We start from the raw sequence: 22,422 nt of genomic DNA, 5'->3' as shown, positions 1-22,422 counted from the left end.
CGGCGCGCCCTTCCATGTCGCGGCGGCACGCAGCGAAGGGGATGGCCATCGGCCGGGGCTTTGCCCCAGAGAGATCGCACGCAAAGCTCGGAACCGCAGGTGAAGAGTTTGCATAAGTGCGCCCTTGTCCTTTACAGGCCTACGGGTAAGCGCTATCGCTCGATCTGACAAGACCAACCTGGCCACCTGCTCTTTTCAAATATGGAGACACACATTGGCGGAGACTGAGCTTGAACGTGCCGAGAAACGCTACGCCCAGGCCAAGGCCCGTCTTCAGGCGCTGAAGAACCGGGAAGCCACCAAACAGCGCAAGCTGGATACGCGGCGCAAAGTGATCCTGGGCGGGGCGCTCATGGATCTGGCGGAGCGGGATTCTGGTGCTGCCACCATGCTCGACCGGTTGATCCGCAACCTGCCCCGCGAACAGGACCGCAAGGCTTTCGCGGACTGGGGAACTCCCTCCCCTGCCCCGTCCAGTTCTGATCCGGAAACGCCGTCCTGATGCGGGGTGTGATGCGCGTCTTCGGAGGGCTGTTCCGGTTCTTCGGTCGGTTGATCTTCACGCCCATCCTGTTGGGGTGGATGATCGGGGCTGTCCTGTTCGGCGCGATGATCGGAGCGCTCGTGGCTACGCCGTTCGTCTTAGCTTTCTTTGACCAGCCGCCCGGCGAAAGCGCATGGCAGTGGTTGGTCCTCGCTCCCCTGATGTTTGTAGGCGCTGTCTTCGGCTTCCAGTATTGGCGCATGTCCTCTGGCGCGGACGCCTTCTTCGGGCTGACCGGCGACAGCCACGGCTCCGCCCGCTTCGCCGACCGCAAGGAGCTGAAGAAACTCCAGCGGGAAGACGGTCTTCTGATCGGGCGCAACCCGCACACCGGGCGGCTGCTGCGCTATGACGGTCCCGCCCATCTGATCACACTCGCCCCGACACGGGCCGGGAAAGGCGTCGGCACCGTCATCCCGAACCTGTTGGCGGCGGAACGCTCGGTCCTGGTCATCGACCCCAAGGGCGAGAATGCTAGGATCGCCGGGGAAGCCCGGCGGCGGTTCGGAACGGTTCATGTCCTCGATCCGTTTGAGGTCAGCGGCCATCCCTCCGCCGCCTACAACCCACTCGACCGGCTGACCCCGGACAGCCTCGATCTGGGCGAGGATGCCGCCTCCCTGACAGAGGCGCTTGTGATGGACCCGCCGGGGCAGGTCACGGAAGCGCACTGGAACGAGGAGGCCAAGGCCATCCTCGGCGGACTGATTATGTTCTGCGTCTGCCACGAGGACCGCGACCGCCGGACGCTTGCCACCGTCCGGGAATATCTCACCCTGCCCCCGGAAAAGCTGCGCGCGCTGCTGGAGCTGATGCAGGACAGCGATGCGGCGGGCGGGCTGATCGCCCGCACCGCCAACCGCTTCCTCGGCAAGGCAGATCGCGAAGCCGCCTCGGTGCTATCCAACGCGCAGCGCCACACGCACTTTCTGGACAGCCCGCGCATTGCCAAAGTCCTATCGCGGTCGGATTTCCACTTCTCCGATCTGCGCCACCGGATAACTTCGGTGTTTCTGGTGCTGCCACCCAACCGGATGGACGCCTACAGCCGCTGGCTGCGCCTTCTGGTGTCTCAGGCCCTTCAGGACATCGCACGGGACGCTGAAGCGTCCGTGAGCCCCCTGGGCGGCCCTACAGGCGCTCAGGGGGCTGCACAGCGCCTCAGGACGCCCACGCTGTTCCTCCTGGATGAGTTTGCCGCCCTGGGCCGTCTCGAAGCTGTCGAGCGCGCCATGGGGCTGATGGCGGGCTACGGGCTGCAGCTCTGGCCGATCCTGCAGGACATGAGCCAGCTCAAGGACCTCTACGGCGAACGCGCGGGCACATTCATTGCCAATGCGGGGGTGCAGCAGGTCTTCGGGGTGAATGACTTTGAGACGGCCAAGTGGTTGAGCCAGATGATGGGTCAGGAAACAGCCGGATTCCAGACCGACAGCTTCAAGCCCGGTGACGGCCCCAGCTTTAGCAACAACCTCATAGGCCGCGATTTGCTGACCCCCGATGAAATCATGCAGCTCCGCCCGGAAAGCCAGCTCCTGCGCGTGCAGGGGCAAGCCACCGCCGTGGCGCAGAAGCTGCGCTACTACACCGATCCCGAGTTCAAGGGGCTGTTCGTCCCGCAGGAGCAGTAATGCGAAGGACGCCTCCCGATGCCAGACCAACCCGACCTCCCTGCCCTCTCCGACGATGATCTGCGCGAAACGCTCGATCTCATGGCCACGGCTGTCGCCAGCATGTCCGACAGGATCGACGATCTGACCGCAGTGGCGGACAAGCAGATCAAGGTTGCAACGGAAGCGCGGATCGCGGCCTTCGCCGCACGGGACCAGACCAACCCGAAAAAATACGGGGATCTTCTGGGCCAGACCCTCGACAGCCATCTGGGCGCAACCGCAGACGCGATGACCGAGATTGTCAGACACCTTGGCGTCCAGACGGACAAGACTATCGGAGCCTTGGCCAAATCGGAAGATGACAGGTCCACAGCTTATCGAGCGGTGTTCGAACGGGAACAGAAAGCGGATCGCCTCAAAAGCCGCCTGCCCTGGTTTGGTCTGGGTGCATTGGTTGTGGCCCTGGTGCTGACGGTGACGCTTCCTCGTTTCTTGGCCAGCAACGCTTCCACATGCGCTGTCCTTGGGGCCTCCTGGACCACGACAACCACGGGTGTCGATGCGTGCGTGTTCTACCGGCGGTAATGGGTGAAGCGCTGTCGGCGATCGACTGAGCCTGTCAGGCTGGGTGTTATATATGTGTTAGACTCTGTGTTACGCGAATCGTGTGTTCGTCTATATTATTGAAAAACATACTTTAATCAGACTTATTTTGAGCTTTCGGTGGGTGATATTACGATAAAGGGTGTGTGATCTTACGAAAGGTAGTGGGTGATCTTACGAAAGCCTGTCTGGTGGGTGATATTACGAATCCCTTGCCTTGGTGGGTGAAATTACGAATAGTAGAGGCATGGTGGGTGAAATTACGAAACCGGATCGGACGCCTCTTCTCCCCTTGCGGCACGCGCAGGGGGATTTCTTCGTTTGTGATATCTTCGACGCTGCGCCCAAGGGCGACATGGCGTCGATGGCGCATCCGATCTTCACCCTCTCGACCAAGCCTGACACCAAAAAACGACGCTATGTGGCTACCGATGGAAAGAGCTACGTGGAAATCAGGCCCAACATGATCGGCCTCGCAACTGTCCACGACCGTGACGTGCTGATCTACTGTATTTCTCAAGTAATGGCGGCTCTGAATGACGGAAAACAGGTTCACAGAACCCTTCGGTTCAAGGCGTACGACCTACTTGTCGCTACAAACCGCCCAGTTGCAGGAACCGGTTACAGCGGCCTGAAAGCCGCGCTCGAACGTCTCCAAGGGACGCAGATCGAGACGAATATCACAACGGGCGGTGTTGAACAGATTGACGGCTTTAGCCTGATAGACCGCTATCGCATTGTTCGCGAAACCCGCGATGGCCGGATGCTCGATCTAGAAGTCACCCTTTCCGATTGGGTCTTCAACGCCATTGCTGGGGATGACGTTCTTACGCTCAACCGTCGCTACTTCCAGCTCCGCAAGCCTCTGGAGCGCCGTCTGTACGAGTTGGCACGCAAGCAATGCGGGACACAACCGGAATGGAAATGCGGTCTGGATAAGCTGAAGGACCGAACCGGCTCCACGTCTTCCGATAAGGAGTTTCGGCGGCTCGTCAAAGCAATCTGTAAGGCTGACGAGGAACATAACCACATGCCGGACTATGCCTTCCGAATGGAAGCAGACATCCTCACGGTAACGCCCAAACCTGAATTCCTGGAGAACTATGCGCCCAAACCAGAACAGGACAGACTGACCGGCGGCTATGTCATGCCTCTCTCGCCTGATACACTGGAACGGGCGCGGGAACTGGCTCCAACATGGGACATCAAGGTTCTGGTCGGAGAGTGGCGGACCTACGCCGCCAGACAGAAAGAGCCACCGAGGAACCCGGACGCCGCGTTCCTCGGTTTCTGCAAGAGCTGGTTCAAGAAACGCGGTCGCAATGGCTGGTAGAGTAATTACTCAAGCACTCATTTACTCAAATACTCAGACCAAAGATCACGGGTGATGTCGGAGATTGACCGGCCCTCCTCGACCGCCTTAATCTTGATTTTGCGATAAAGTGCCTCTTCGATCTCGGCATTCAGGCGCTTCTTCTTCTCAGTCGTCTCGGTGACTTCGTGTAGGATGCGTTTGCGGGCCTCGTCGCCACGGCTTGGACGTTTAGCGGAAAGGGCCATCACGCGACCTCCCGTGTCGCGGTAGTAAGCACTGCCAGTATCTCGTTGCTCAGCGCCGTGGTCTCCGCTCTCGCCTTCGCATTGTCGGCGTCGAATACGGTCAGCCCTTCCGATGCCGTCTGAGGATAGACTTGGCGTTGTGTTATGGTCGTCTCACAGACAGGCAAGGCGTAGTCGTCCAGTGCGGTTCGCACGTCACTGCCCAGCCGGGTTCCTTCCACGACGCGGGAGACCACAAACCCGGCACGCGGCGATCCATCCGTGACCTCTTGGCGAGCCTTGATGAAATCCACCAAGTCCGACGCTGCCCAAATGTCGTATGGCGATGGTTGAACGGGGATCAGAACGAAGTCGCTGACTTTGATGCAGGCGGCGATCATGTCTTCTAGTTTTGCCGCACCGTCGATTACCACGTAGTCATAGTTTGCTGCCATACTGGTCAGCGTCTTGACGTTGTTTGGACGGTCCAGCGCAACCAGCTCGATGGGATTGTCCTCGCAGGCTGCATGCCAGTCACGTGCGCTGCCTTGTGGATCGCTGTCCACGATCAGAACCGAGTATCCCATCTCGTGCAGCGATCTCGCGAGATTGGTGCTGATGGTGGTCTTGCCGCTACCACCTTTCGGATTCAGGACGGAAATTATGCTCATAGCTCTGCCTCACTTGTGTATTTACTCAAAAGTGTAACTGAGTATTTGAGGTGCGGCAAGGATGGTGTGAACTAATGCACGGCATCCGTTTGCAAGAAAGTGAGTGACAGAGCTGAAACTCATTTACTCAAAAACTCATTTGAGAAGAGTGTAAGGCAGGGACGCAGCGCGAATGCTACGGGCGTGCTATGGCTACCCCTGTCGCGCTCTGACCTCGCCGATGAAACCCCCAACCGACCAGAGCCAGCCGCGCTGCGCATCCGTGTAACTGCCGTGAACTGGGGAGGGGACCACGAGCTGAAGGTTGGACGCCTCCATCTGGTCGGTCTGCGGCTCAGAAATCCCTGGCTCCAGCGTCAGAAGATGTTTGCGGCTGATCTTCTCGGCCTCGGCCAGAACCTGCCGCCAGCGGTCCTTGCAAGTGGATTTGGCCCCCAGCATTGTCAGGCGTGGGTCGCCCTCGGCTGGAGCTGCCTGGTAGATCTCCAGATCGGGGAACAGAAAATCGGGCTTGTGGTTGTGTTCTGTAACCGCGCCTCGGACATGCCGGATGTCGTGCGCCCTGAGGACGGCGGCAAGATGGTTTTCCAGCGAATGCCCCATGCGGGACTTGCGCCGGTTCTGGACACTCAGGGAAAAGCTGATGAAGCCGTCAACGTCCGTGCCGCTGTCGTCCACGAACCCCGCCCCGATTCGCGACGATACAACCTTGCGCTCCAGTCGCCGGAACAGCGCCTCCTCATGGTCCAGCCAGGCAATAAGTGCCGCATCCGGGTCGTCCTCGGCGCGCACCTCGGGCAAGGTGAGACGGGCCAGATCGGAGAACTCGGCCGTCTTGGGGAAGGTCGTGCCGAACTTCTCGATGATACTGTCCAGCTTGTCGGCTTCCGGCTCCTCGAACTCGACACCGATCTCGTCTAGGATGAAGCGCGCGGCGAAGTCCAGCTCCGGTTCTTCGTCGGAAAATTCCCGTGATACGAAAGATTTCCCTTCGGGTCGCAGACCAAACAGCCAGAAGAGCTGCTGCTCACTGGTGGACCCCTCGGGGGCCACGATGAACCAGAGGACGCCGCTTTGGTCCTTGGCAAGGAACAGAGTGTCTCCGGCCTTCATGGCCTCCGTGATTGGGTTGGAGGGGTAGTAGAGCCGCCATTCAGCCGAGCGATCCGGATTATTGAGGCGGGTGTCGTAGTGTGTGGCCCAACTCTCCTCGGTGAAACCCTCCTGATCGCCGCCCAGCCAGATGTAAATCGCGGGGAATTTCTGGTGCTGTGTGCTCCCCAGAAATTTGTCCCGCATTTGGGGCGTCGTATTCACTTCGTGCTGGTTGGACCGTTTTGGTTCAGCATCGACAGCGGACAAACGCTTGACCCCCACGCCCTCGAAATAGTCAGACAGTTGCCCGCGCTTTATCACCGCTCACCTCCAGTATTTTTATATCCGATTGCAACCACATGGCGCATTGATCGACAACGTTTTCGAAGGGTAGGCGGGTTTTGCCCTTTAAGGCACATTCCCAGATGGTTCCGATGCGCCATCTCGTCTCGATCAGGGTCTGATACTGAACCCGGTCGCGCTCCATATTCTTCGCGATCTTTCCGCGCCAGAACTCCTCCCGGCTTTTAGGCCAACGAAATAGATTGCAGTTGTGACCGTGCCAGAAACAACCGTGAACGAAAATCACCGCGCCCCTGCCCGAAAAAACAAGGTCGGGTTTTCCCGGCAGGTCTTTGCGATGCAAGCGAAACCGGAACCCGCGCCTGTGCAGCGCGGATCGAATTACCAGTTCCGGTCTGGTGTTCTTGCCTTTGATACCAGCCATCATCCGACTGCGGACCGTGGCTGTGACAGTGTCCGTAGGCATTACTCCGCTGCGATACCGGGTTCGGGCAGGGGGAGCCGAACCTGCACGGCGGCAGGCACTTTCCGCCCGTCCAACTCCATCGCATCTATAATGCGTGGCTGCATGAGCTGCGCGACCGCGCTCACAACCGGCACGACAACTGCATTGCCAAACTGGCGATATCCTTGGGTGTCGGATACGGGGATCTTCCAGTTAGTCATTTTGGGCTTCTCGAATCCCATCAAGCGCGCGCATTCACGCGGTGTCAGACGGCGCGGGCGGTCGCCCTTCTGCTCAATCAGGATTTCGGAGCCGTCCTTGTAGTAGCGGGCGGACAGGGTGCGGGCCACGTCCGTGGGGCCAAAGAGCGAGAACCCGAAGCCATTACCGGCCTTTCTGTGCTTTTCCTTGTAGCCCTGAAGGTAATTCCACAGGTTTTCCGTAAGCGTGTATTTTGGATCAACCTCCTTATCGAGGATCGAACCCAGCTTCGGGCCGTCACCTTCAGGCACGGAAAGCTGACTGAAGTCAAACTCGATGCTGTGATCCTTGAAGCCGACAATGAAAATGCGCTCGCGCTTCTGTGGCACCCATGGCGTCGAACTGATCACCTTATGAAATACGCGATATCCCAGCTCCTTCTTCAGCACATGGATGATCGTTGCAAATGTCTTGCCGCCGTCATGGCGCTCAAGGTTCTTCACATTTTCCAAAAGGAATGCAGGCGGTTTGTGATGGTCGATAATCTTGGCCAGATCATAGAAAAGCGTCCCTTGTGTATCGCAGAGGAAACCATGAGGACGGCCGAGGGCGTTTTTCTTGCTGACGCCCGCTATAGAGAACGGCTGACAGGGAAAACCGGCCAGAAGCACGTCATGGGGAGGGATTTTTTCTGGAGCGTTCGCATAGGGACGCACGTCTTCCGCAAAGATATGTTCACTGTTGGCAGGCTCCGGGAAATTGGCGCTGTAGGTCTCGCGGCTGAACCGGTCCCACTCGGCAGTGAAGACGCACCGTCCACCTATAGCCTCGAAAGGCAGGCGCAGGCCTCCGATCCCTGCAAAGAGGTCGATGAAGCGGAATCCTTCCGGCCGCTCGCCCGTGCAGCGCGCGTCAGCTGTCTGGCGCAGTTTTTCCAGCCGGAGCCGGTCGATCCGCTTGCCTTCGCCGTTGATATGACGCCGGACTGTCCGAGCATTCACATCCAGAAGCTCTGCCGCCGTGTCGATGTCGAGACCGGCGCGCTCCATCAGCTCTGCAAATTCTGTCCGTGGATGCGCGTTCATGTGCCTGCCCCTTAACTGTGTCTATTATTGACAACATGTCATAATTTGTCCCAGCACTTTTGGGAACCCCTTTTTGCCAATTGTTCACATTTTGTTCCAGTTTGGCATTGGGGGGCAACATGAATGCTAGGCTACGTGCAAAACCAGTAGTTTAGAGATGCTCTACACCAATGTTCGGCTGTCCGGTCCGGCTGATAAATGCGCCGAAACGCTGCACTAGGTTGCTTAGGAATGGTGGCGAGACGGACGCAACTCTTGCATTGAGTTGTTCATTCAGGTCAGCCAGCGGCATCGTCCTTATCTTACCAAACTGCACAAGAACCGGTTCCTCGCTTCCCGGGAGAGGCGGCAGAAAGTGTACGGATGCAGAGAGGTTTTGATTTACGAATGTGCGCAAAAACTTGGTTGGCTCTTTACGCTTGCTATTGCTTGTTGCAGCTCGCAAAGCCGCAACGTTCTCGGCCCACTGGTCTGCACCGAGAGTGCATTCGGCAAGAAGCACGTTTGGAACCTTACCTGTCGCCATATCGCATTGGGGCGTCAAGACTATCCAATTGACGTCTTCAAGGAGGAAGATGTCCCCTGTATGCGCTCTATTGGCAATGTACGACGGCACAATGAAATTCTCGAACGGATGCCAATCAATGGAGCCGTCCTGACCAAGTAACTCGGCAGTGTGACTGGCATACTGCCGCGCAATAGCTGTGGCCAATTTTTCATTGTCGTGACCTATGGTGTCCGCAATTTGCGACCAGTAAGGCCAAATCCTCCGGGCGAATACTTCGGCTGTGGACCGTTCCAGCTTTTGCCGCACGGCGCGCAGAGCATTCATCAGCTCCCATTGCGAAGCCAGCCAAGCGACCGCTTCTTCATAACCATCGTCAGCCTTCTCAAAGGCTCTGACTGTTTCTCCATCGACAAGACCCGGCTCAGCCTCGCCAGGATGGCCAGAGATGATTGCCACCGGGATGCCGTTCTCTCGGAGCAGGGCGGTTGCCAAGGCGTTCCCGTTTTCCGCGTCAGTCTTGTCGGAACCCTCATCGGGCGGTATACGCAGGTCAATGAGCGCACAGTCCACCTTCCTAGCATAGAGTTCGCGGACCGCGCCTTCAGGACTCTTCACAAATATAGCATCGAAGTGCCTGGCGTTCTCTTTGTTGGCGGCGTTCCAGTCTTCTAAGGCATCACTTAGAAGGGTGATCATGCGGTCTTCGTCTTCAACGACTAGTATGGTCTTGATATTCAAATTTCTGGCCCTGCTGGAAAGGTGATTTCAAACAATGCGCCGGTCTCGTGTTCTGGGTGGAAACGGAGCTTGCCACCTGATCTTGCGAGAGCCTCACGTGCGATGTTTAAACCCAAACCTGTGCCCCCTTCCTTCAGAGTGAAACCGACTTCGAATATGCGCTCCATGAACTCCTTCCGAACACCTGGTCCATTATCCTCAATGAAAACGTGACCACCTTCTTCTGAACGTGACAGGATGATCTGAATACGAGGTGCGACAACGTCAGTTGCCTCAAGCCAGTGAACAGCATTGCCTACAATGTTGACCACAGCGGTGGCCAAATCTTCGGAATGCCCAAGGAACTCCATCCCTTTGGCAGCCGTCTCTATCGTTACGTCCACTTTATGATTCTCGAACAACGCCATGGCATCTCTAATTGTCTTTATCGGGTAGAAAAGCGCCGGTTGTCGCCGCTTGCCACCAGCAAGCGGTCGCAGCGCGCGAAACAGGTCCGCAAGTTTGTCGCCCGACGCCTTGATCTGAGGAACCCGCGTTGAGAAGAACTCTCGTGCTTTGCTCTTTCCCCCATCATCTCCTGTGAGGAAGGTCTTCAGCATGACATTCATCCGATCCGCGCTCTTTTGAACGAACGTTGCCTCTGGAGATCCTTCATGAAGTACTTCCGCCAGGATGGCACCAAGCGATGACTGTGCTTCGAGCACTCTTTGTCGCTCCCGCATCGCATCAATCCGCAACGATAGTCGCTGACTCTCTTTGTCGATAATCCGCTCTGCCTGCTCCCGCTGTTTTGGTTCCAGCAGTGCGACCAACTTTCTCACACGCTTCAACTCCGAAAGCTCTTTGAGTTCATCGAAAGAAGATGAACGGGGCCTTGAAATTCCAGCTTTTTCCCGAAAATCGAAGCGTTTAGGCTCAACAATCTCAGCCAGTAGGCGCTTCATCAACTTTGTAAGGTTCTGAAATGCTGCGTTGTCTTCAAAGCCTTCACGGCTACTGCGTTCGAAGAGATTGGAGTCCTGCTCTCCCTCAATCTTCAGATAACCGGCTATCTGATTGTGGCCAATCCTCAAGGATGGATCTTGAACCCGCCGGGTATCGAGAGCAAGCCAATCGTTCTCTGGATCACCATAAGGCCGGACGCGGAACCCTTCTCGGTATATTGCGACACCGGAAATACTGTCGAGCAATCGGCGGGCTTCGGTCGCGCTTAAATCCCCCATACCTGCCGCCTTCATGTTACTCTTGATAGCATCGGCTTCTCTGTCAAACATGTAGAGCTGAACCTCTACAGTCCCGGCGCTTTCGCCCTGTTTTATGCCTGCGCTTGGAATGGAAATTCTTTCCGCACCACGACCGGCCCGGTGAATGGTAAAAGACCCTTCAAAAGCTCCATTTGGTGCCAGCTTGCCATCCAGTTCATAATCGCACGTCGATAGGAGTGGAAAAGGATGGACGCGCCTGCCACGTCCACGGTAACCGCTGTCGTCCTTCTGATCTCCGGAGTCTTCGAATATGTCGGCAGGGTCAAATCCAGCGCTATCTTCGTCGCAATTCGACAGATCAAGATAAACACTGAAGTCATCGGATTCCTCATGGCTGGCTGCGAACGGGGAAAGCAATCGCCTTAGTTCGCCGTACAGTTTGGATAGCCTATTCTTGGTCCAGCTCTCGTGTAGCTCGATGACCTCGATGGTCGTGCCAGTTGGCTCTTCAACGTTCTGAACAAGGTAGTCTATAGCGATATCGGACAGATACACGTCATCACTGAAAATACTCCAGTCAAGCTCCGGTATGAGAACTGCAACGTTTCCGCCTTTGTCTGATACAGTAGACGTGAGGGCCATCTTCGCTCCCAACTTCGCAGCAGCAAACCTACCAATCCCCTTAGAACCCATCATCTTGCGGGTCTTGGATGGCGACCGGCGATCCTTTACCTTCGAAGCTGTCGCGGGTTCCATCCACTTGAGCCGAATGTCATCAAGCGACATCCCATGACCATCATCTGTGATGGAAATTCGTCCTTCTCCGGACTGGAGCGGGGGAGTGAACTTGATCTCCACAAAATTCGCGTCAGCGTCATATGCATTTTTGACCAGCTCTATGACAGCAGCTTCTGGACCACTGATTAATTGATCTCCGATAGTACGAATAATTCGCGCTTTCGGCTTAAATCGTAGCTTGTCTTCAGTAATTTCATTCATTGGCTATCGCCGTTCCCGAAAGAATTATTGGCGATATTCGCCAGCAAGGTGTGTCATGGTCGGCTTCGGCCCATTTCTTTCGGCCAACTATGTACTTCCAGCTCCAATAACCCAAGCTCCAAGTTCCTAGACACGGCGCACCGTGCGCTCACTGACGTTGAAGAGCCGAGCAATCGCAGGGATGGCCCGATGTTCCTCATCTCTCATGCGGCGCACCTCATCCTTCTGCACGGCCGACAGGGCAGGGGGCCTGCCGCCGATGCGGCCACGTTTGCGTGCCGATGCCAGCCCTTCCCTCGTCCGCTCAGAAATCCGCTCGCGCTCGAACTGCGCGATGGATGCAAAAACATGGAACACCAGACGGCCAGCCGGTGTCGTCGTGTCTATGTCCTCTGCCAAGGATCGGAAGCCAGCACCACGTTCGCGGATCGTCTCCACAATCTCCAATAGGTCTTTCAGAGACCGCGCTAAGCGATCGTACTTGGTGACGGTCACAACATCACCGTTGCGGAGCTGATCCACCATCTTGTCCAGCTCCGGCCGTGTCCGGCTCGATCCACTGATCCTGTCAGCAAACACCTTCTCGGCTCCGGCCGCCGAAAGGGCATCCATCTGTGAATCAAGACTTTGATCGTCAGTGCTGACGCGGGCATATCCAATTATCATGCCCCGATTTGGTCAAAAAGGTTAGGTTTTGTCCAGATAGTAACATCTCATTGCTTGAGCGATCTTACTCTTTCCGCGCCATCATCGCTCGGCCCAACATCTGACACGAAAAATGCTCGCTGCTCGCGCTCGTTGTACCCTCCTGCGTTGACGCCGGTCATTATTCATTGACCGTCGCAAACTCGACCTTTTCAAGGATCAGGTTTCGCTCAGGCCATATTGTTCGATCAACGTTCCGCCTAATTTCATCGCGGACGATCAATGAAAACAGCGCTCCGAGTGTCCTGAGTTGCCCATGCCGAGCTTCTGCTTTTGTGACCGCATTGAAGAATTGAGACCATGTACAGTATGTGACATCCTCCGGAGTCTCTTCTTCAAAACCAAAATGCGCAAAAAACCTCGACAGGACAATAAGGCGGACATTGAGTGCTTGGGGTGAGCGGCTCATTCCGAACCGGCTCCGCAGATCATGATTAGCCGTTCTCGACAGCCAATCTTTTGTCACATCCACCCACCTGCGGCTTCCGTCAGCAAACCTCTTGGAACGGTTCAATCGTGCGTTCAGCTCCGATCCATAGCTGTCCTGCGCTTTGATCTGGAACAGCAAAACCGTATTGGATCTTTCCTCCACTACGACTAAATCGATGTCGGTTAAATCCCGCCCTTGATCTTTCAGAATGACATTTCGCTTGAACACTAGCCCATCAAAACCGCCCCGCAAAATTCTTTCTATGGCGCGCTGTAAGGAAGCTTCACGTGTTTGCTGGTTTGAGTTGTAATCATCCGGGAAGTGATGACGAAGGCCATTTAGAAGAACTTGAATCGGGTTTTCTTGCGCACCGGCGAGGCATCTGAAGACACTTGTGTCCGAAAACTCAAGCAGCATTGGAATCGGAGCGCCGTTGGGTCTGAGCACGTCAATGTTATCCCGTCTTGCCGAAAGAACCTTGTAGATCACTTCGAGTTCAGCAGACGTTGTGAATGTAAAGCCATCAAAGGAGGGACCATACATATTAAGGGCTTCAGCGAAATTGGCGATGAAGCCTTCTTTCTCGGATGAAATCGTTAGAATATTTCTGGGATCAATGTCAGGGTGCTTCCGCAATAGCGCTCGGCAGAACCATTCATGCTTCAATGCAAGTGAATACAAATAAACCACCGCCAGCATGTATTTTATGTAGCTGACGCCTCCAAACTTTAGGTTAAACTTGAAGGAGTCGAAACCTGGACTCAGCGACACAAAGAAGTATGCAAGGCCAAAAAAATGGTCATCCAGTGTCGGATGCGCATTGTAGCCGATAAAGTAGTCCATAAACACAAATACGTTTGCGTGCGCTAGCTGGTGAAGCTCCTTCTCTAGACCTTGAGTGGCTTTGCTCCGATTATATTCCTCGAAGTACTTCTTCCTTCCTTGTTCTGCGAAATGCCGTTCGACGGCCTCTTCGTACAGATCATAGTCAATCCATGTGCTCGGAATCGTGAACTCATATGACCGTTGCGATGTGCGCCGGAGTTGGAGTTCACCTGTTTTCGATGCGACCGCCAATCTCCTGCCATGTTCAATTATTCCAAGCCGAACAATTGTCTCTCTGGCTTTGGCGGCAAGCGACTCTTTGTGAACCGGCATGATCGTAGGCACGTCGTATTTATCACGCAGTGAAAGTGCGAGTGCCAGTCCACGTGGCAAGCCGAGCCTAAGCAGGTAGTACATCTCATCCAGTTCTTCACTGCTGTCGCCATCGGTTCGTTCTTTGAACCTGTTGAAAAAGAAGTCATACTCCCGCATGGCATAAACTGGAAAGAAACCCATCCGGTCAGCACTCAACTCTTGTCTGACCTGATCCTCCTCAGCTTTGAGTGCCGACATAAAGGTGTCGAAATCGTCTTCCAATTTTTCTCCTTTCCCAGCAGCATCCCAGACAGAGACATACTTTAGCCAACCAGCGCCTCAAAGCACGTTGGGTCATTCTTCTATAGGCTTAGCAAGCCCATACAACGATCTGGACTCACGGAGAGGCCTGTCAAAAACCTGCCAAAACTGGAAAGGTTTTGCCGAGGGTTTTTGTCCTTATCAACAGCTTGATTTTTCGTGGGGCCGCAGGATGTGACAAAAACGACCGTTTTAGGCACACAGGTTCTGGCAAGGGGTTTCTGTCCGGTAGCGGTCGTTCGTGACCGTGCGGCGAAATCCCGGTTCGAGCCCTTCTTGCCCGCGCTGAACATGAAGCTCTTCGCAGTTGCAGCATAGTATCCTGTGCCGCAGACGGCCTTTTGCGGACCTTGGACATGGCTTCAAGATGCTGCGGTGCAGCTCATCATTGCGCGCATTCATTCATCGTGCAGCATTGTATTAATTGAAACGTCGGTCAGCCGAAAAAACTGACCTCGGCCTTCCAGATGCCAAGATCCGCTTTGGGGAATCAATGCACGAATGTGCGGCCTTCAAGGTGCGCGACGGTTATCCCATCCCAGTTCAAATAAGTGATCCTAAATCTGATCCAACGCTGGGATAGGCAGCCGTTGTCGATTTGAGCTGTTTTGCAGTCAGCCCCAGTTTTATCGCCAGCCCGAAAAAGTTGATCAACTCGCCATATTCCGGTCCAAATAGGTGTGCGCCCAAGATCCTACCGTCCGACTTGTCCACCAAGATCTTCGCGGCCGCTGATGCTTCACCGATCCGGTAGTTCGAATACCAGCCGCCTGTGTCGGTGAATCGGACGTCGACATCGTGACCGGCCGCTTTGGCCTCGGCCTCTAACATGCCGACGCGGGCAAGTTCGGGCACCGTAAACACTGCCGTTGGAATGCCCGAATAGTCCGGCACGATCTTCTGCTCCTTGAGCATGTTCGATGCGGCGACCTTGCCCTCGATTACGGCAACGGGCGTCAGTGGCATGCCCTTCGTGTCGGCGGAATCTCCGGCGGCAAACACGGCGTCGTTCGTCGTACTTTGCAGATGCGAGGCCACGATAATGCCCTTGTCGCCATAAGAGACGTCAGCGGCCTCAAGGTTCAGGTCTGCAAGGGCGGCGATGCGACCCGCGCCATGCACGACCAGATCTGTCTCGATGGTCGTCGTTTGGTCGCCTGTTTTCACTTCAACGGCAAAGCCCGCATCAGATGCTGTGATCGAGACGATCTCGGTTTGGCGCCGCAAGTCCACACCGACAGCGGCACTGCGCGCGATGAGCATTTCGACCAGATCGGGGTCAAAAGCGTTTAGCGGGCGGGCACCGCGATCTATGATGACAGGATCGACCCCAGCGCGTGCGGCGATATGTGCAAACTCGAAAGATACGAAGCCGCCGCCGACAAACAGGATACGTTTGGGCAAGGCTTCGAGGTTGAGAAAGCCCGTGCTGTCGATCATCAGATTGGCACCGGTGAAGTTGACCGGTCGCGGTATTGCACCAGCGGCGACAAGGAAACGTTTTGACTGATAGAGATGCCCGTCAACTTCGAGCGTGTTGGCACCGGTAAACCGCGCGGCACCGTGCAGCGTCTCGACACCGTTTCCGGTCAGACCTTTCTCCATCTTATCTGGAACTGGATCGGTAAATCCGCGCTTGTGGGCCATCAAATCCGACCAGTTAATCTTCAGCCCGTCCGGATCGATCCCTTTGCCGCCCATAAGCCGCGCGGCATCGACGATTTCAGCGCCACGCCGCAGGATTTTCTTGGGATCACAGCCCCGCAAGGCGCATGTCCCGCCGTAGGGCAATGCATCCACAATAGCTACACGCCAGCCTGCTGCTCCACATTTATTGGCGGCTGCAACGCCGGCCATGCCCGCGCCGATGACGATCAAATCGTATTCATCTGAATTATTCATGGTTAGTCTCTTTCGCTAAGGGGGGCCTCATGTGTTTGCGCAACACGACAGGCGTCTTATTCGCTTGGCTGCAGTATCGACTGAGCATCTCTTGCCATGAACGGTCGGAATGTCGCTGAGCCCGCTTGCAGCGCCTGAGCCGCACTGAACGAAAAACCAACCGTGTCGCCAGTCTGTTGGCTTCGCCAGCACTCAAGGTGAGCTTCATTGCAAAACCCGATCATTGACTGACACTGATTGGAGGCTGCACATCCGCCATCCTCAACTATACCCGCCCAGATCCGGGCATCTTGCGGTTCGGCCTCCAACAGGGTCAGCCCCTGATCCCCGATCTTGACCGAAACGCAATCGCCGCACGCGCCGCAGTCGAACCGAACCTCCCCTGAGAGGCCCACCATCGCAGATGCGCCAAACGCATCGATCGCGCAGACCGTATGATTGGTTATGCCGGCTATTGTCACGCTATGCGGCATGTCACTGTTGGAGAAAGGATAGGCGTGCTGGATGGTTTCACCGTCCATGACGATCAGATCCCGCGCCTCAAGGTCGTCAAGCAGAGCCTTGTCTTGCGGGTCAACCTTTGGCGGTTGGCCGTGGTTCAAAAATGCCTTCAGGATCGCCAGATGCAGGTCACGTGCTGGCACGGACATTGTGTCCCATTGCTTGCGCGCGCGCCAGTCGGTCAGCAACTGCGGCAGGGCGTGTGTAACATCAGGATCGGTCACAACTGACATATCCAAACTCATGGAATGAGGTTCTTTGGTCATCATTTTCTCCATTACCCTGCGCAACAGCTGAGTTTTGCGACATCCATATCGAAGGTCTGGGCCGCGAGCTTCAGGCCTTCTACGGTGGTCAGATACGGAAAGATCGTTGCGCCGAGGTCTTTGGTCGTCATGCCAAACTTTAAGGCCATGACCAGCGTCTGGATCGTGTCAGAGCCTTCGGGCGCGATGATCTGGCCACCCAGCAGCTTATCTGTAGCCCGATCAGCCACAAGCTTGATCAAACCACGTGTGTCGCGGGCAGCCAAAGCGCGCGGCACCTGATCAAGCGGAACAACCGATGTCTTCACGTCGAACCCTGCGTCCCGCGCCTGTTGTTCGCTGAGGCCGACACCGGCAACCTGCGGATCGGAGAACACGACCCAGGGCATAGCGGCGTTGTCATAGCGTTGATCATCGCCCAGAACGGCGTTTTTCACAGCCAACTTTGCCCCGTAGGCTGCCATATAGACGAACTGATCGCGGTCGGTCACGTCGCCCGCCGCATAGATGCCGGGCACTGACGTCTGCATGTCGTCGCCGATGACGATGGACCCACGCGCGTCGGTTTCTACGCCGACCTCTTCCAAGCCCATTCCTTCGGTATTGGCGCGTCTGCCAGCGGTGGAGACAAGATGATCCGCGGTGACCTCGACAGGCTCGCCGCTCTGCATCACACGCAAGGTTACGCCCGCCGCATCACGGCGCACACTTTCGTAGCTCAGCCCGGTCAGCAGGGTGATCCCCTCGGCCATGAAAGCATCTGCCAAAGCCTCAGACACTTCCGGTTCGGCACCCGGCAACAGATGCGAGCGCGCGACGACCGTAACCTTTACGCCCATCCGGCTCATCATTTGCGCCAGCTCCGCACCAATATACCCCGCCCCAATGAAGATCAGGCTTTCGGGCAAGGTTTTGAGCTCAAGCATGCTCTTGCTGTCCAACGCACCTACACCCGCAACACCGTCAATGGTTGGCAAGATAGAGTGGCCGCCCGTCGCGATAATAATCTTGGGCGCAGTCAGGGTGCGGCTTCCAATCATTACGCCGCCCTTGACCAGTTTTGCCGGGCCAGCGTCGATGTAATCGACGCCCGGATACTCAGGTAACAGGTCTGCGTACTTCTTCTGCCGCATGTTTGCGACCAAGTCGCCCTTGGACTCCACCAAGGTGCGCCAGTCATCAACTTGGGCCTGTCCTGATACACCGGGGAACCGCTTGGCCGCCTGTGCGCCGTGGATCGCCTCAGCCGCGCGGATCATCGCCTTGGACGGCACGCACCCGAAGTTCACGCAAGTACCTCCGATGGTGCCATGCCCGACCAGTGCGACACGCTTGCCAGCATCGGAGGCTGTAATGGATGCGGAGAAACCCGCCGAGCCTGCGCCGATGACAATCAGATCATAGCTTCCGTTACCGTGGTCATTCATGTTGATATCTTTCATTTCAGCGTACCTCGTGCAGATCAGGATTTTTTCGTTTGGCCACAACCAAATAGATGATCGCACCGATGGCTATAAGCGGCGTCAGTATGCCAAGAATTCCAAATAACATGCCGATCGCAGTGCAAGATCCCATCATCATTGCGTCGCTCCTTTTGATTTCATTTTATTGATGAAAAGGGCGTAGACCCCGACAGCTACAAAAGCGCCGACCGTGATGCGCAGAGCAAAGCGGAACTCGATCCAGATGATGAGGATCGACAGAGCAGCGGCAATCGCAGAGGCCCAGATTTTTGGAGCCGGGCCCGGCTTGCCCGCACGCAACCAAAGCGCCTGCGACACAACGGCGAGACAAAAGAAAAGGAGGGGAAACAGCGCGTAATCAAGCCAGCCGGTCAAAGCCGACAGGCCGACACCGGCTACAACGACGACCAAGAGGGGGGTGAAGCAGCACAGGGCCGCAAAGACTGCACCGCCCAGCCCCCACTTCAACATGCGGTCAGGGTTTTTAATGTTCTGGGTCAAAAAGCGCTCTTTCTTTCTGGAGAATGATTGGAGATCGAGGTGCGGCAATTGGCGGACCGGCGAAATTCACGAACAACAAGGAAGGCGAGCGCCGCCACCAGTGCAACGACTATCCAGCCAAGCCCCGACAGCCACGTTCCGAGACCGCCGAAAGCCGCAGCAAGCAGAGCTGTGCCGCCACCGCAGCACACGATCACGACCGGAGCCGCAACTCCGAAGGCCAGTAGCCCGCCCATCAAGTTGTCACCCATTGCAAAGTTCCCCGTGTTTAGGACGCAGTGTCGGGCAGAGCCTGGGCGGGATAGCCATTTGCCGCCACAGCCTTGATGATGTCTTCCACGCTGGTTTCAGCATCATCAAAGGTAACACCGTAAATGCCCTGTCCAAACTCGGGACCGTCAACGAAATCATTAATCTGGACCGATGGGACGCCGCGCATCGAACTGGCAACGATGAACGAACAAGAGGGACAGGTCAGCTCACTGACCGCGATCTCGATTGTGCGCTCCTCGGCAAAAGCCGCTGGGACAAACGCAGCAATGGCCAGCGCTGACGATAACAGTATGTGTTTCATGAGTTTGTTCCTTGCTCAGAATTTGAGAATGAAGGGTGTGATGTAGGGAAAGGCCATCGCCACGGCGACGATGGCGGCTGCGGCCCAAAGTGTCACCCGCATCCCCGTCCGGTTGATCGGGCGGGCACAAGTGCCATCGGCGCAGGCTTCCGGGTCCACCGGCTTGTAGGCCTTATAGAATCCGTATCCGAGGAACACGGCACTCAGCGCGAACGTGTACCATTTATAGGCATAGAGCGCCCCGAGCTGCGCGATGAAGACGCCAGTCACGCCGAAACTCACCAGCACAAGCGGCAGGATACAGCACGATGTCATCGCCAGCGCACCGAGAACGCCAAATCCGGTAGCACCCCAGCCTTTCGTGGCATCATCGCCGGCCTGGCGCGGTTGATCGGATGTCTGGTCAGAAATAGCTTGGTCCATCGAATCGCCCTTGTCCTATTCTTTCCACCGTTCTACGGTCTGTAGGAAGTACAGGCTCAAGGAGTTTCTCATGAAAGGGGATAACATAAGCGTGACATCGTTGCGGCGCGTTGACGTCGCCAGAGCAACGGGCTGTAACCTTGAAACCATCCGCTATTATGAAACGGTTGGCATCATGCCGGACCCGCCACGCAGCGCAAAGGGGTACCGATGCTATGATGATGCCCATGTCAGACGGTTGAAGTTCATCATGCGCTCCCGCGATCTTGGCTTTTCATTGGAGGAGATCAGGGGATTGTTGGGATTGGTCGATGATCGGACCCAGACCTGTGCCCAGGTTCAAACTGTTGCCGAGAGCCATCTTCAGGATGTGCAGGAGAAGATCGCCGATCTGAAGCGGATCGAGCACGTCCTGTCAGTGACCGTTGCGCGCTGCACCGGTGATGCTGCCCCGGAATGTGCTGTCATCGACGCGCTTCTCGAAACATAGATGGAAGAGCGATTGTGAGACAACAGAGTGGTTGACCGGAAGCGATCCGTTATTAGCGGATGAGTGAGCGCAAATTGATCGACCACTCTGTGAAACGGATAAATTATAAATGCAGACGGTTCTAATTTACTTCTTAGCGGCGCTGGCCGAAATTGCAGGATGTTTCGCCTTCTGGGCTTGGTTTCGATTGGACAAAAGCGTGTTCTGGTTGATGCCGGGGATGTTGCTTCTCGGGGCATTCGCCTGGCTGTTGACCTTCAGTCCCGCCGATCAGGCAGGACGCGCCTATGCCATTTATGGTGGGGTATACATTGTTTCGTCCCTGCTCTGGCTCTGGGTTGTCGAGGGTCATAGGCCTGACCAGTGGGACGTCATAGGAGCCATCATTTGCCTTGCCGGTGCAAGCGTAATCCTTTGGGCTCCGCGCAGTATGTGAGGATTCTCCTGTGGCAACTTAAGCAGATTCAAACACTGCGCCAACTTGTCTACTTACCTGGCTTAACGATTCAACTGATCAGAAAGCTTCGTATTGAAAGCTGGAACTAAAATTGCGGTGACTGCCAGTTTCACTCACTGACCTCGAAAGCTGCCATTTAAGTGTTCTGCAGCATGTAGAAATTTGGGCTCGGAGCTGCCTTACGCACCGCAGAAAGGATCTCCGATCCATTACCGCTTGAATGTCGGCTGTCGCCTTTGACCTAATCTTACCGCGTAGGTGCAGCGAATGTCGGCAATCCGCCCTTACAACAAGACCTCTCGCTCCTGCGGAACAGATCGAGCGATTGCAGCGAACGGCAGGAAGGTCCGCATTGCGGACAGTGGCCAGCCCATTGGTGAAGGTCCGCTATGCCGCGCTCAACGGTCAAAACTCATCCGTTTTTGTCACCGGCGGAATCCACCGTTTTAGGGCCATAAGTTATGGCAAGAGGTTTGTGTCCGGGAGCCGTCATTGGTGCTCCGCGCGGCGAAAGCTGACTGAGAGCCCATTTTGACGGATTCTGCGCAAGATACGAATGGCGGCTTTTGGAGGGTCAGTCATCGTCCTGACAAAACTGAGAGTTGTTTTTCTAGGAGTTTGTAGCGCCAGGTCTTTTAATATTTTCGCTCAAGCGCCGCGAAGTAACGAAAACGACCAGTTCTCGGCGACCTAAATCCTAGTGACTGTGCGTTTCGCTGACACCCGCCGGTGCCACCAGCCCAAGACCCAAAAGCAAATGCAAAGAGTTCCTGTCATCGCGGCATAGGCAGCAATGGCATGTGGCGCGAGAGAAGGCAGGCCATGGATCAGGAGAGTTCCGTTACCGCCGGGAATAATCGCCGCCGATGCGCCCATGATCATTCCACCAGCAAGGGACCGTAGCAGGCCAACCATTCGTGGACGTTGGAAAGTGAAATGACCATACCTGACAGCTGCAGTCACACCTCCTAAGATAACCGCCACGGCGCTCAATAGCGCAGGCCAGCCACTGGGCAAAAGCGTAGGGTCCACAAGTCGTGCCGCTCGCCCTGACAGGATCGCCATATAGGTCCAGTTCCCTGCGAGGGCATAAAGCAGACCACCAAAAATGCCGACAATCAACATTGATCTGTATGGCCCCATGCGCGCAGACTCAGGCTCACGAAACCCGCGCCACCATCGAGGCACCCGCCGATAAAGCGCGTTTGCAAGGCTTAGCGCCAACGCAACAACGAAAAGTACCGCAAAGAGGTCGGGCGATTCCAGCGGGGACGCCTTGGGCAAGGCATCCTGATTGCTTGCAACTCCGGCGTACTGCACGATCAAAGCACCTGCAACCATGCCAACCACCGTTGCGAGGTAGCGGACCTGTCCACCTGTCAAATGCGCCAGTGTTCCCAAAGCGCAAGCGCCGTTGACCCAGGCACCGACCCCGAAAGCTGCTCCGCCGAGCAGAACGAGACCCGTTACGGGATATCCTGCCGATAGCGTTGCCAGATTGGGCATCGCCCAATGCAGTGGCACAATGATCGCACCGGACCCTGCGGCTGCCACCAGAAACGCGCGAAACCGGGAGGATTTCCCTTCCAGGATCAAAACACGGGTGGCCAGCACGGCGCAGATTGACCCGCGCCGAATGGCGTAGCCAACCAAGAAGGCGCAGGTCAGAATGAAAAGGGCGAGCAACCACGGCACTAGGT

General features: G+C 56.1%; 24 protein-coding genes. 6 read left to right on the top strand and 18 right to left on the bottom strand.

The genetic code is table 11. From position 1 onward, the window contains the following. The first annotated feature begins 214 nt into the window (after positions 1-214). From AADW22_RS18765 to AADW22_RS18750, 4 genes are all read left to right on the top strand, one after another. Entirely contained in the window at positions 215-502 is a 288-nt protein-coding gene (locus tag AADW22_RS18765) for a mobilization protein (RefSeq protein ID WP_407474950.1), read from the top strand. Continuing rightward, positions 502-2,175: a type IV secretory system conjugative DNA transfer family protein gene (locus tag AADW22_RS18760; RefSeq protein WP_407474949.1), complete on the top strand. Its 1,674-nt coding sequence runs from the start codon at positions 502-504 to the stop codon at positions 2,173-2,175. The genes AADW22_RS18765 and AADW22_RS18760 overlap by 1 nt, the downstream gene beginning before the upstream one ends. 18 nt (positions 2,176-2,193) lie before the next feature. Further along, positions 2,194-2,742 (top strand): hypothetical protein, encoded by a 549-nt coding sequence (locus AADW22_RS18755; RefSeq protein ID WP_407474948.1) that lies wholly within the window; start codon positions 2,194-2,196, stop codon positions 2,740-2,742. Positions 2,743-3,007: 265 nt separating this feature from the next. Beyond that, on the top strand, positions 3,008-4,093 hold the full coding sequence (locus AADW22_RS18750) for a replication initiator protein A (RefSeq protein ID WP_407474947.1): 1,086 nt from the start codon (positions 3,008-3,010) through the stop codon (positions 4,091-4,093). A gap of 17 nt (positions 4,094-4,110) precedes the next feature. Here the strand turns inward: AADW22_RS18750 and AADW22_RS18745 are convergent, their stop codons facing one another. The 17 genes from AADW22_RS18745 to AADW22_RS18665 all read right to left on the bottom strand — a co-directional run bounded on the left by AADW22_RS18745 (position 4,111) and on the right by AADW22_RS18665 (position 19,775). Continuing rightward, positions 4,111-4,320, bottom strand: a complete 210-nt coding sequence (locus AADW22_RS18745; RefSeq protein WP_067291621.1) for a plasmid partition protein ParG — start codon at positions 4,318-4,320, stop codon at positions 4,111-4,113. Continuing rightward, positions 4,320-4,970: a ParA family partition ATPase gene (gene parA / locus AADW22_RS18740; RefSeq protein ID WP_407474946.1), complete on the bottom strand. Its 651-nt coding sequence runs from the start codon at positions 4,968-4,970 to the stop codon at positions 4,320-4,322. Before parA ends, AADW22_RS18745 begins: the two co-directional genes overlap by 1 nt. Positions 4,971-5,162: 192 nt before the next feature. Further along, complete coding sequence (locus tag AADW22_RS18735) at positions 5,163-6,386, bottom strand: type II restriction endonuclease (protein WP_407474945.1); 1,224 nt, start codon at positions 6,384-6,386, stop codon at positions 5,163-5,165. Next, positions 6,361-6,834: a very short patch repair endonuclease gene (locus AADW22_RS18730; RefSeq protein WP_407474944.1), complete on the bottom strand. Its 474-nt coding sequence runs from the start codon at positions 6,832-6,834 to the stop codon at positions 6,361-6,363. The genes AADW22_RS18735 and AADW22_RS18730 overlap by 26 nt, the downstream gene beginning before the upstream one ends. Beyond that, entirely contained in the window at positions 6,834-8,099 is a 1,266-nt protein-coding gene (dcm, locus tag AADW22_RS18725; protein ID WP_407474943.1) for a DNA (cytosine-5-)-methyltransferase, read from the bottom strand. Before dcm ends, AADW22_RS18730 begins: the two co-directional genes overlap by 1 nt. 151 nt (positions 8,100-8,250) lie before the next feature. Continuing rightward, positions 8,251-9,345, bottom strand: coding sequence for a response regulator (locus AADW22_RS18720; protein WP_407474942.1), 1,095 nt, complete (start codon positions 9,343-9,345; stop codon positions 8,251-8,253). Next, positions 9,342-11,549 carry an ATP-binding protein gene (locus tag AADW22_RS18715; RefSeq protein ID WP_407474941.1) on the bottom strand — a complete coding sequence of 736 codons (2,208 nt, stop codon included), beginning with the start codon at positions 11,547-11,549 and terminating at the stop codon, positions 9,342-9,344. The genes AADW22_RS18720 and AADW22_RS18715 overlap by 4 nt, the downstream gene beginning before the upstream one ends. Before the next feature lie 126 nt (positions 11,550-11,675). Beyond that, a complete protein-coding gene (locus tag AADW22_RS18710; protein WP_407474940.1) occupies positions 11,676-12,215 on the bottom strand; it encodes a recombinase family protein in 540 nt (179 codons plus the stop codon). Between the two features lie 160 nt (positions 12,216-12,375). Further along, a complete protein-coding gene (locus AADW22_RS18705) occupies positions 12,376-14,106 on the bottom strand; it encodes a hypothetical protein (protein WP_407474939.1) in 1,731 nt (576 codons plus the stop codon). 582 nt (positions 14,107-14,688) lie between these two features. After that, complete coding sequence (locus AADW22_RS18700) at positions 14,689-16,047, bottom strand: NAD(P)/FAD-dependent oxidoreductase (protein ID WP_335754802.1); 1,359 nt, start codon at positions 16,045-16,047, stop codon at positions 14,689-14,691. 56 nt (positions 16,048-16,103) lie between these two features. Beyond that, positions 16,104-16,814, bottom strand: a complete 711-nt coding sequence (merB, locus tag AADW22_RS18695) for an organomercurial lyase (protein ID WP_335754801.1) — start codon at positions 16,812-16,814, stop codon at positions 16,104-16,106. A gap of 11 nt (positions 16,815-16,825) precedes the next feature. After that, positions 16,826-18,256, bottom strand: a complete 1,431-nt coding sequence (gene merA / locus AADW22_RS18690) for a mercury(II) reductase (RefSeq protein WP_335754800.1) — start codon at positions 18,254-18,256, stop codon at positions 16,826-16,828. A 1-nt stretch (position 18,257) separates the two neighbouring features. Beyond that, on the bottom strand, positions 18,258-18,395 hold the full coding sequence (locus AADW22_RS18685) for a hypothetical protein (protein ID WP_335754799.1): 138 nt from the start codon (positions 18,393-18,395) through the stop codon (positions 18,258-18,260). Further along, positions 18,392-18,778, bottom strand: coding sequence for a mercury resistance system transport protein MerF (merF, locus tag AADW22_RS18680; protein ID WP_407474938.1), 387 nt, complete (start codon positions 18,776-18,778; stop codon positions 18,392-18,394). The genes AADW22_RS18685 and merF overlap by 4 nt, the downstream gene beginning before the upstream one ends. Then, on the bottom strand, positions 18,775-19,029 hold the full coding sequence (locus AADW22_RS18675) for a hypothetical protein (protein WP_335754797.1): 255 nt from the start codon (positions 19,027-19,029) through the stop codon (positions 18,775-18,777). The genes merF and AADW22_RS18675 overlap by 4 nt, the downstream gene beginning before the upstream one ends. A 17-nt stretch (positions 19,030-19,046) precedes the next feature. After that, on the bottom strand, positions 19,047-19,352 hold the full coding sequence (locus AADW22_RS18670; protein ID WP_335754796.1) for a periplasmic mercury ion-binding protein: 306 nt from the start codon (positions 19,350-19,352) through the stop codon (positions 19,047-19,049). Positions 19,353-19,367: 15 nt separating this feature from the next. Continuing rightward, complete coding sequence (locus tag AADW22_RS18665) at positions 19,368-19,775, bottom strand: mercuric transporter MerT family protein (protein WP_335754795.1); 408 nt, start codon at positions 19,773-19,775, stop codon at positions 19,368-19,370. A 70-nt stretch (positions 19,776-19,845) separates the two neighbouring features. Here AADW22_RS18665 and AADW22_RS18660 point away from each other — a divergent pair, with 70 nt between their 5' ends. Further along, the gene (locus AADW22_RS18660) at positions 19,846-20,265 is read left to right on the top strand and encodes a helix-turn-helix domain-containing protein (protein WP_335754794.1); all 420 of its coding nucleotides are present in this window, start codon (positions 19,846-19,848) and stop codon (positions 20,263-20,265) included. 109 nt (positions 20,266-20,374) lie between these two features. Further along, the gene (locus tag AADW22_RS18655) at positions 20,375-20,701 is read left to right on the top strand and encodes a YnfA family protein (protein WP_335754793.1); all 327 of its coding nucleotides are present in this window, start codon (positions 20,375-20,377) and stop codon (positions 20,699-20,701) included. Between the two features lie 711 nt (positions 20,702-21,412). On the opposite strand, the gene AADW22_RS18650 is transcribed toward AADW22_RS18655, so the two are convergent. Further along, a complete protein-coding gene (locus AADW22_RS18650; RefSeq protein ID WP_289084287.1) occupies positions 21,413-22,417 on the bottom strand; it encodes a YeeE/YedE thiosulfate transporter family protein in 1,005 nt (334 codons plus the stop codon). Positions 22,418-22,422 lie beyond the last annotated feature (5 nt).

Source organism: Sulfitobacter sp. PM12 (assembly GCF_045586035.1).
GTDB classification, from domain to species: Bacteria; Pseudomonadota; Alphaproteobacteria; order Rhodobacterales; family Rhodobacteraceae; genus Sulfitobacter; species Sulfitobacter pontiacus.
The sequence above is the reverse complement of the archived record's forward strand: the minus strand, read 5'-3'. Positions and strand labels throughout refer to the sequence as shown.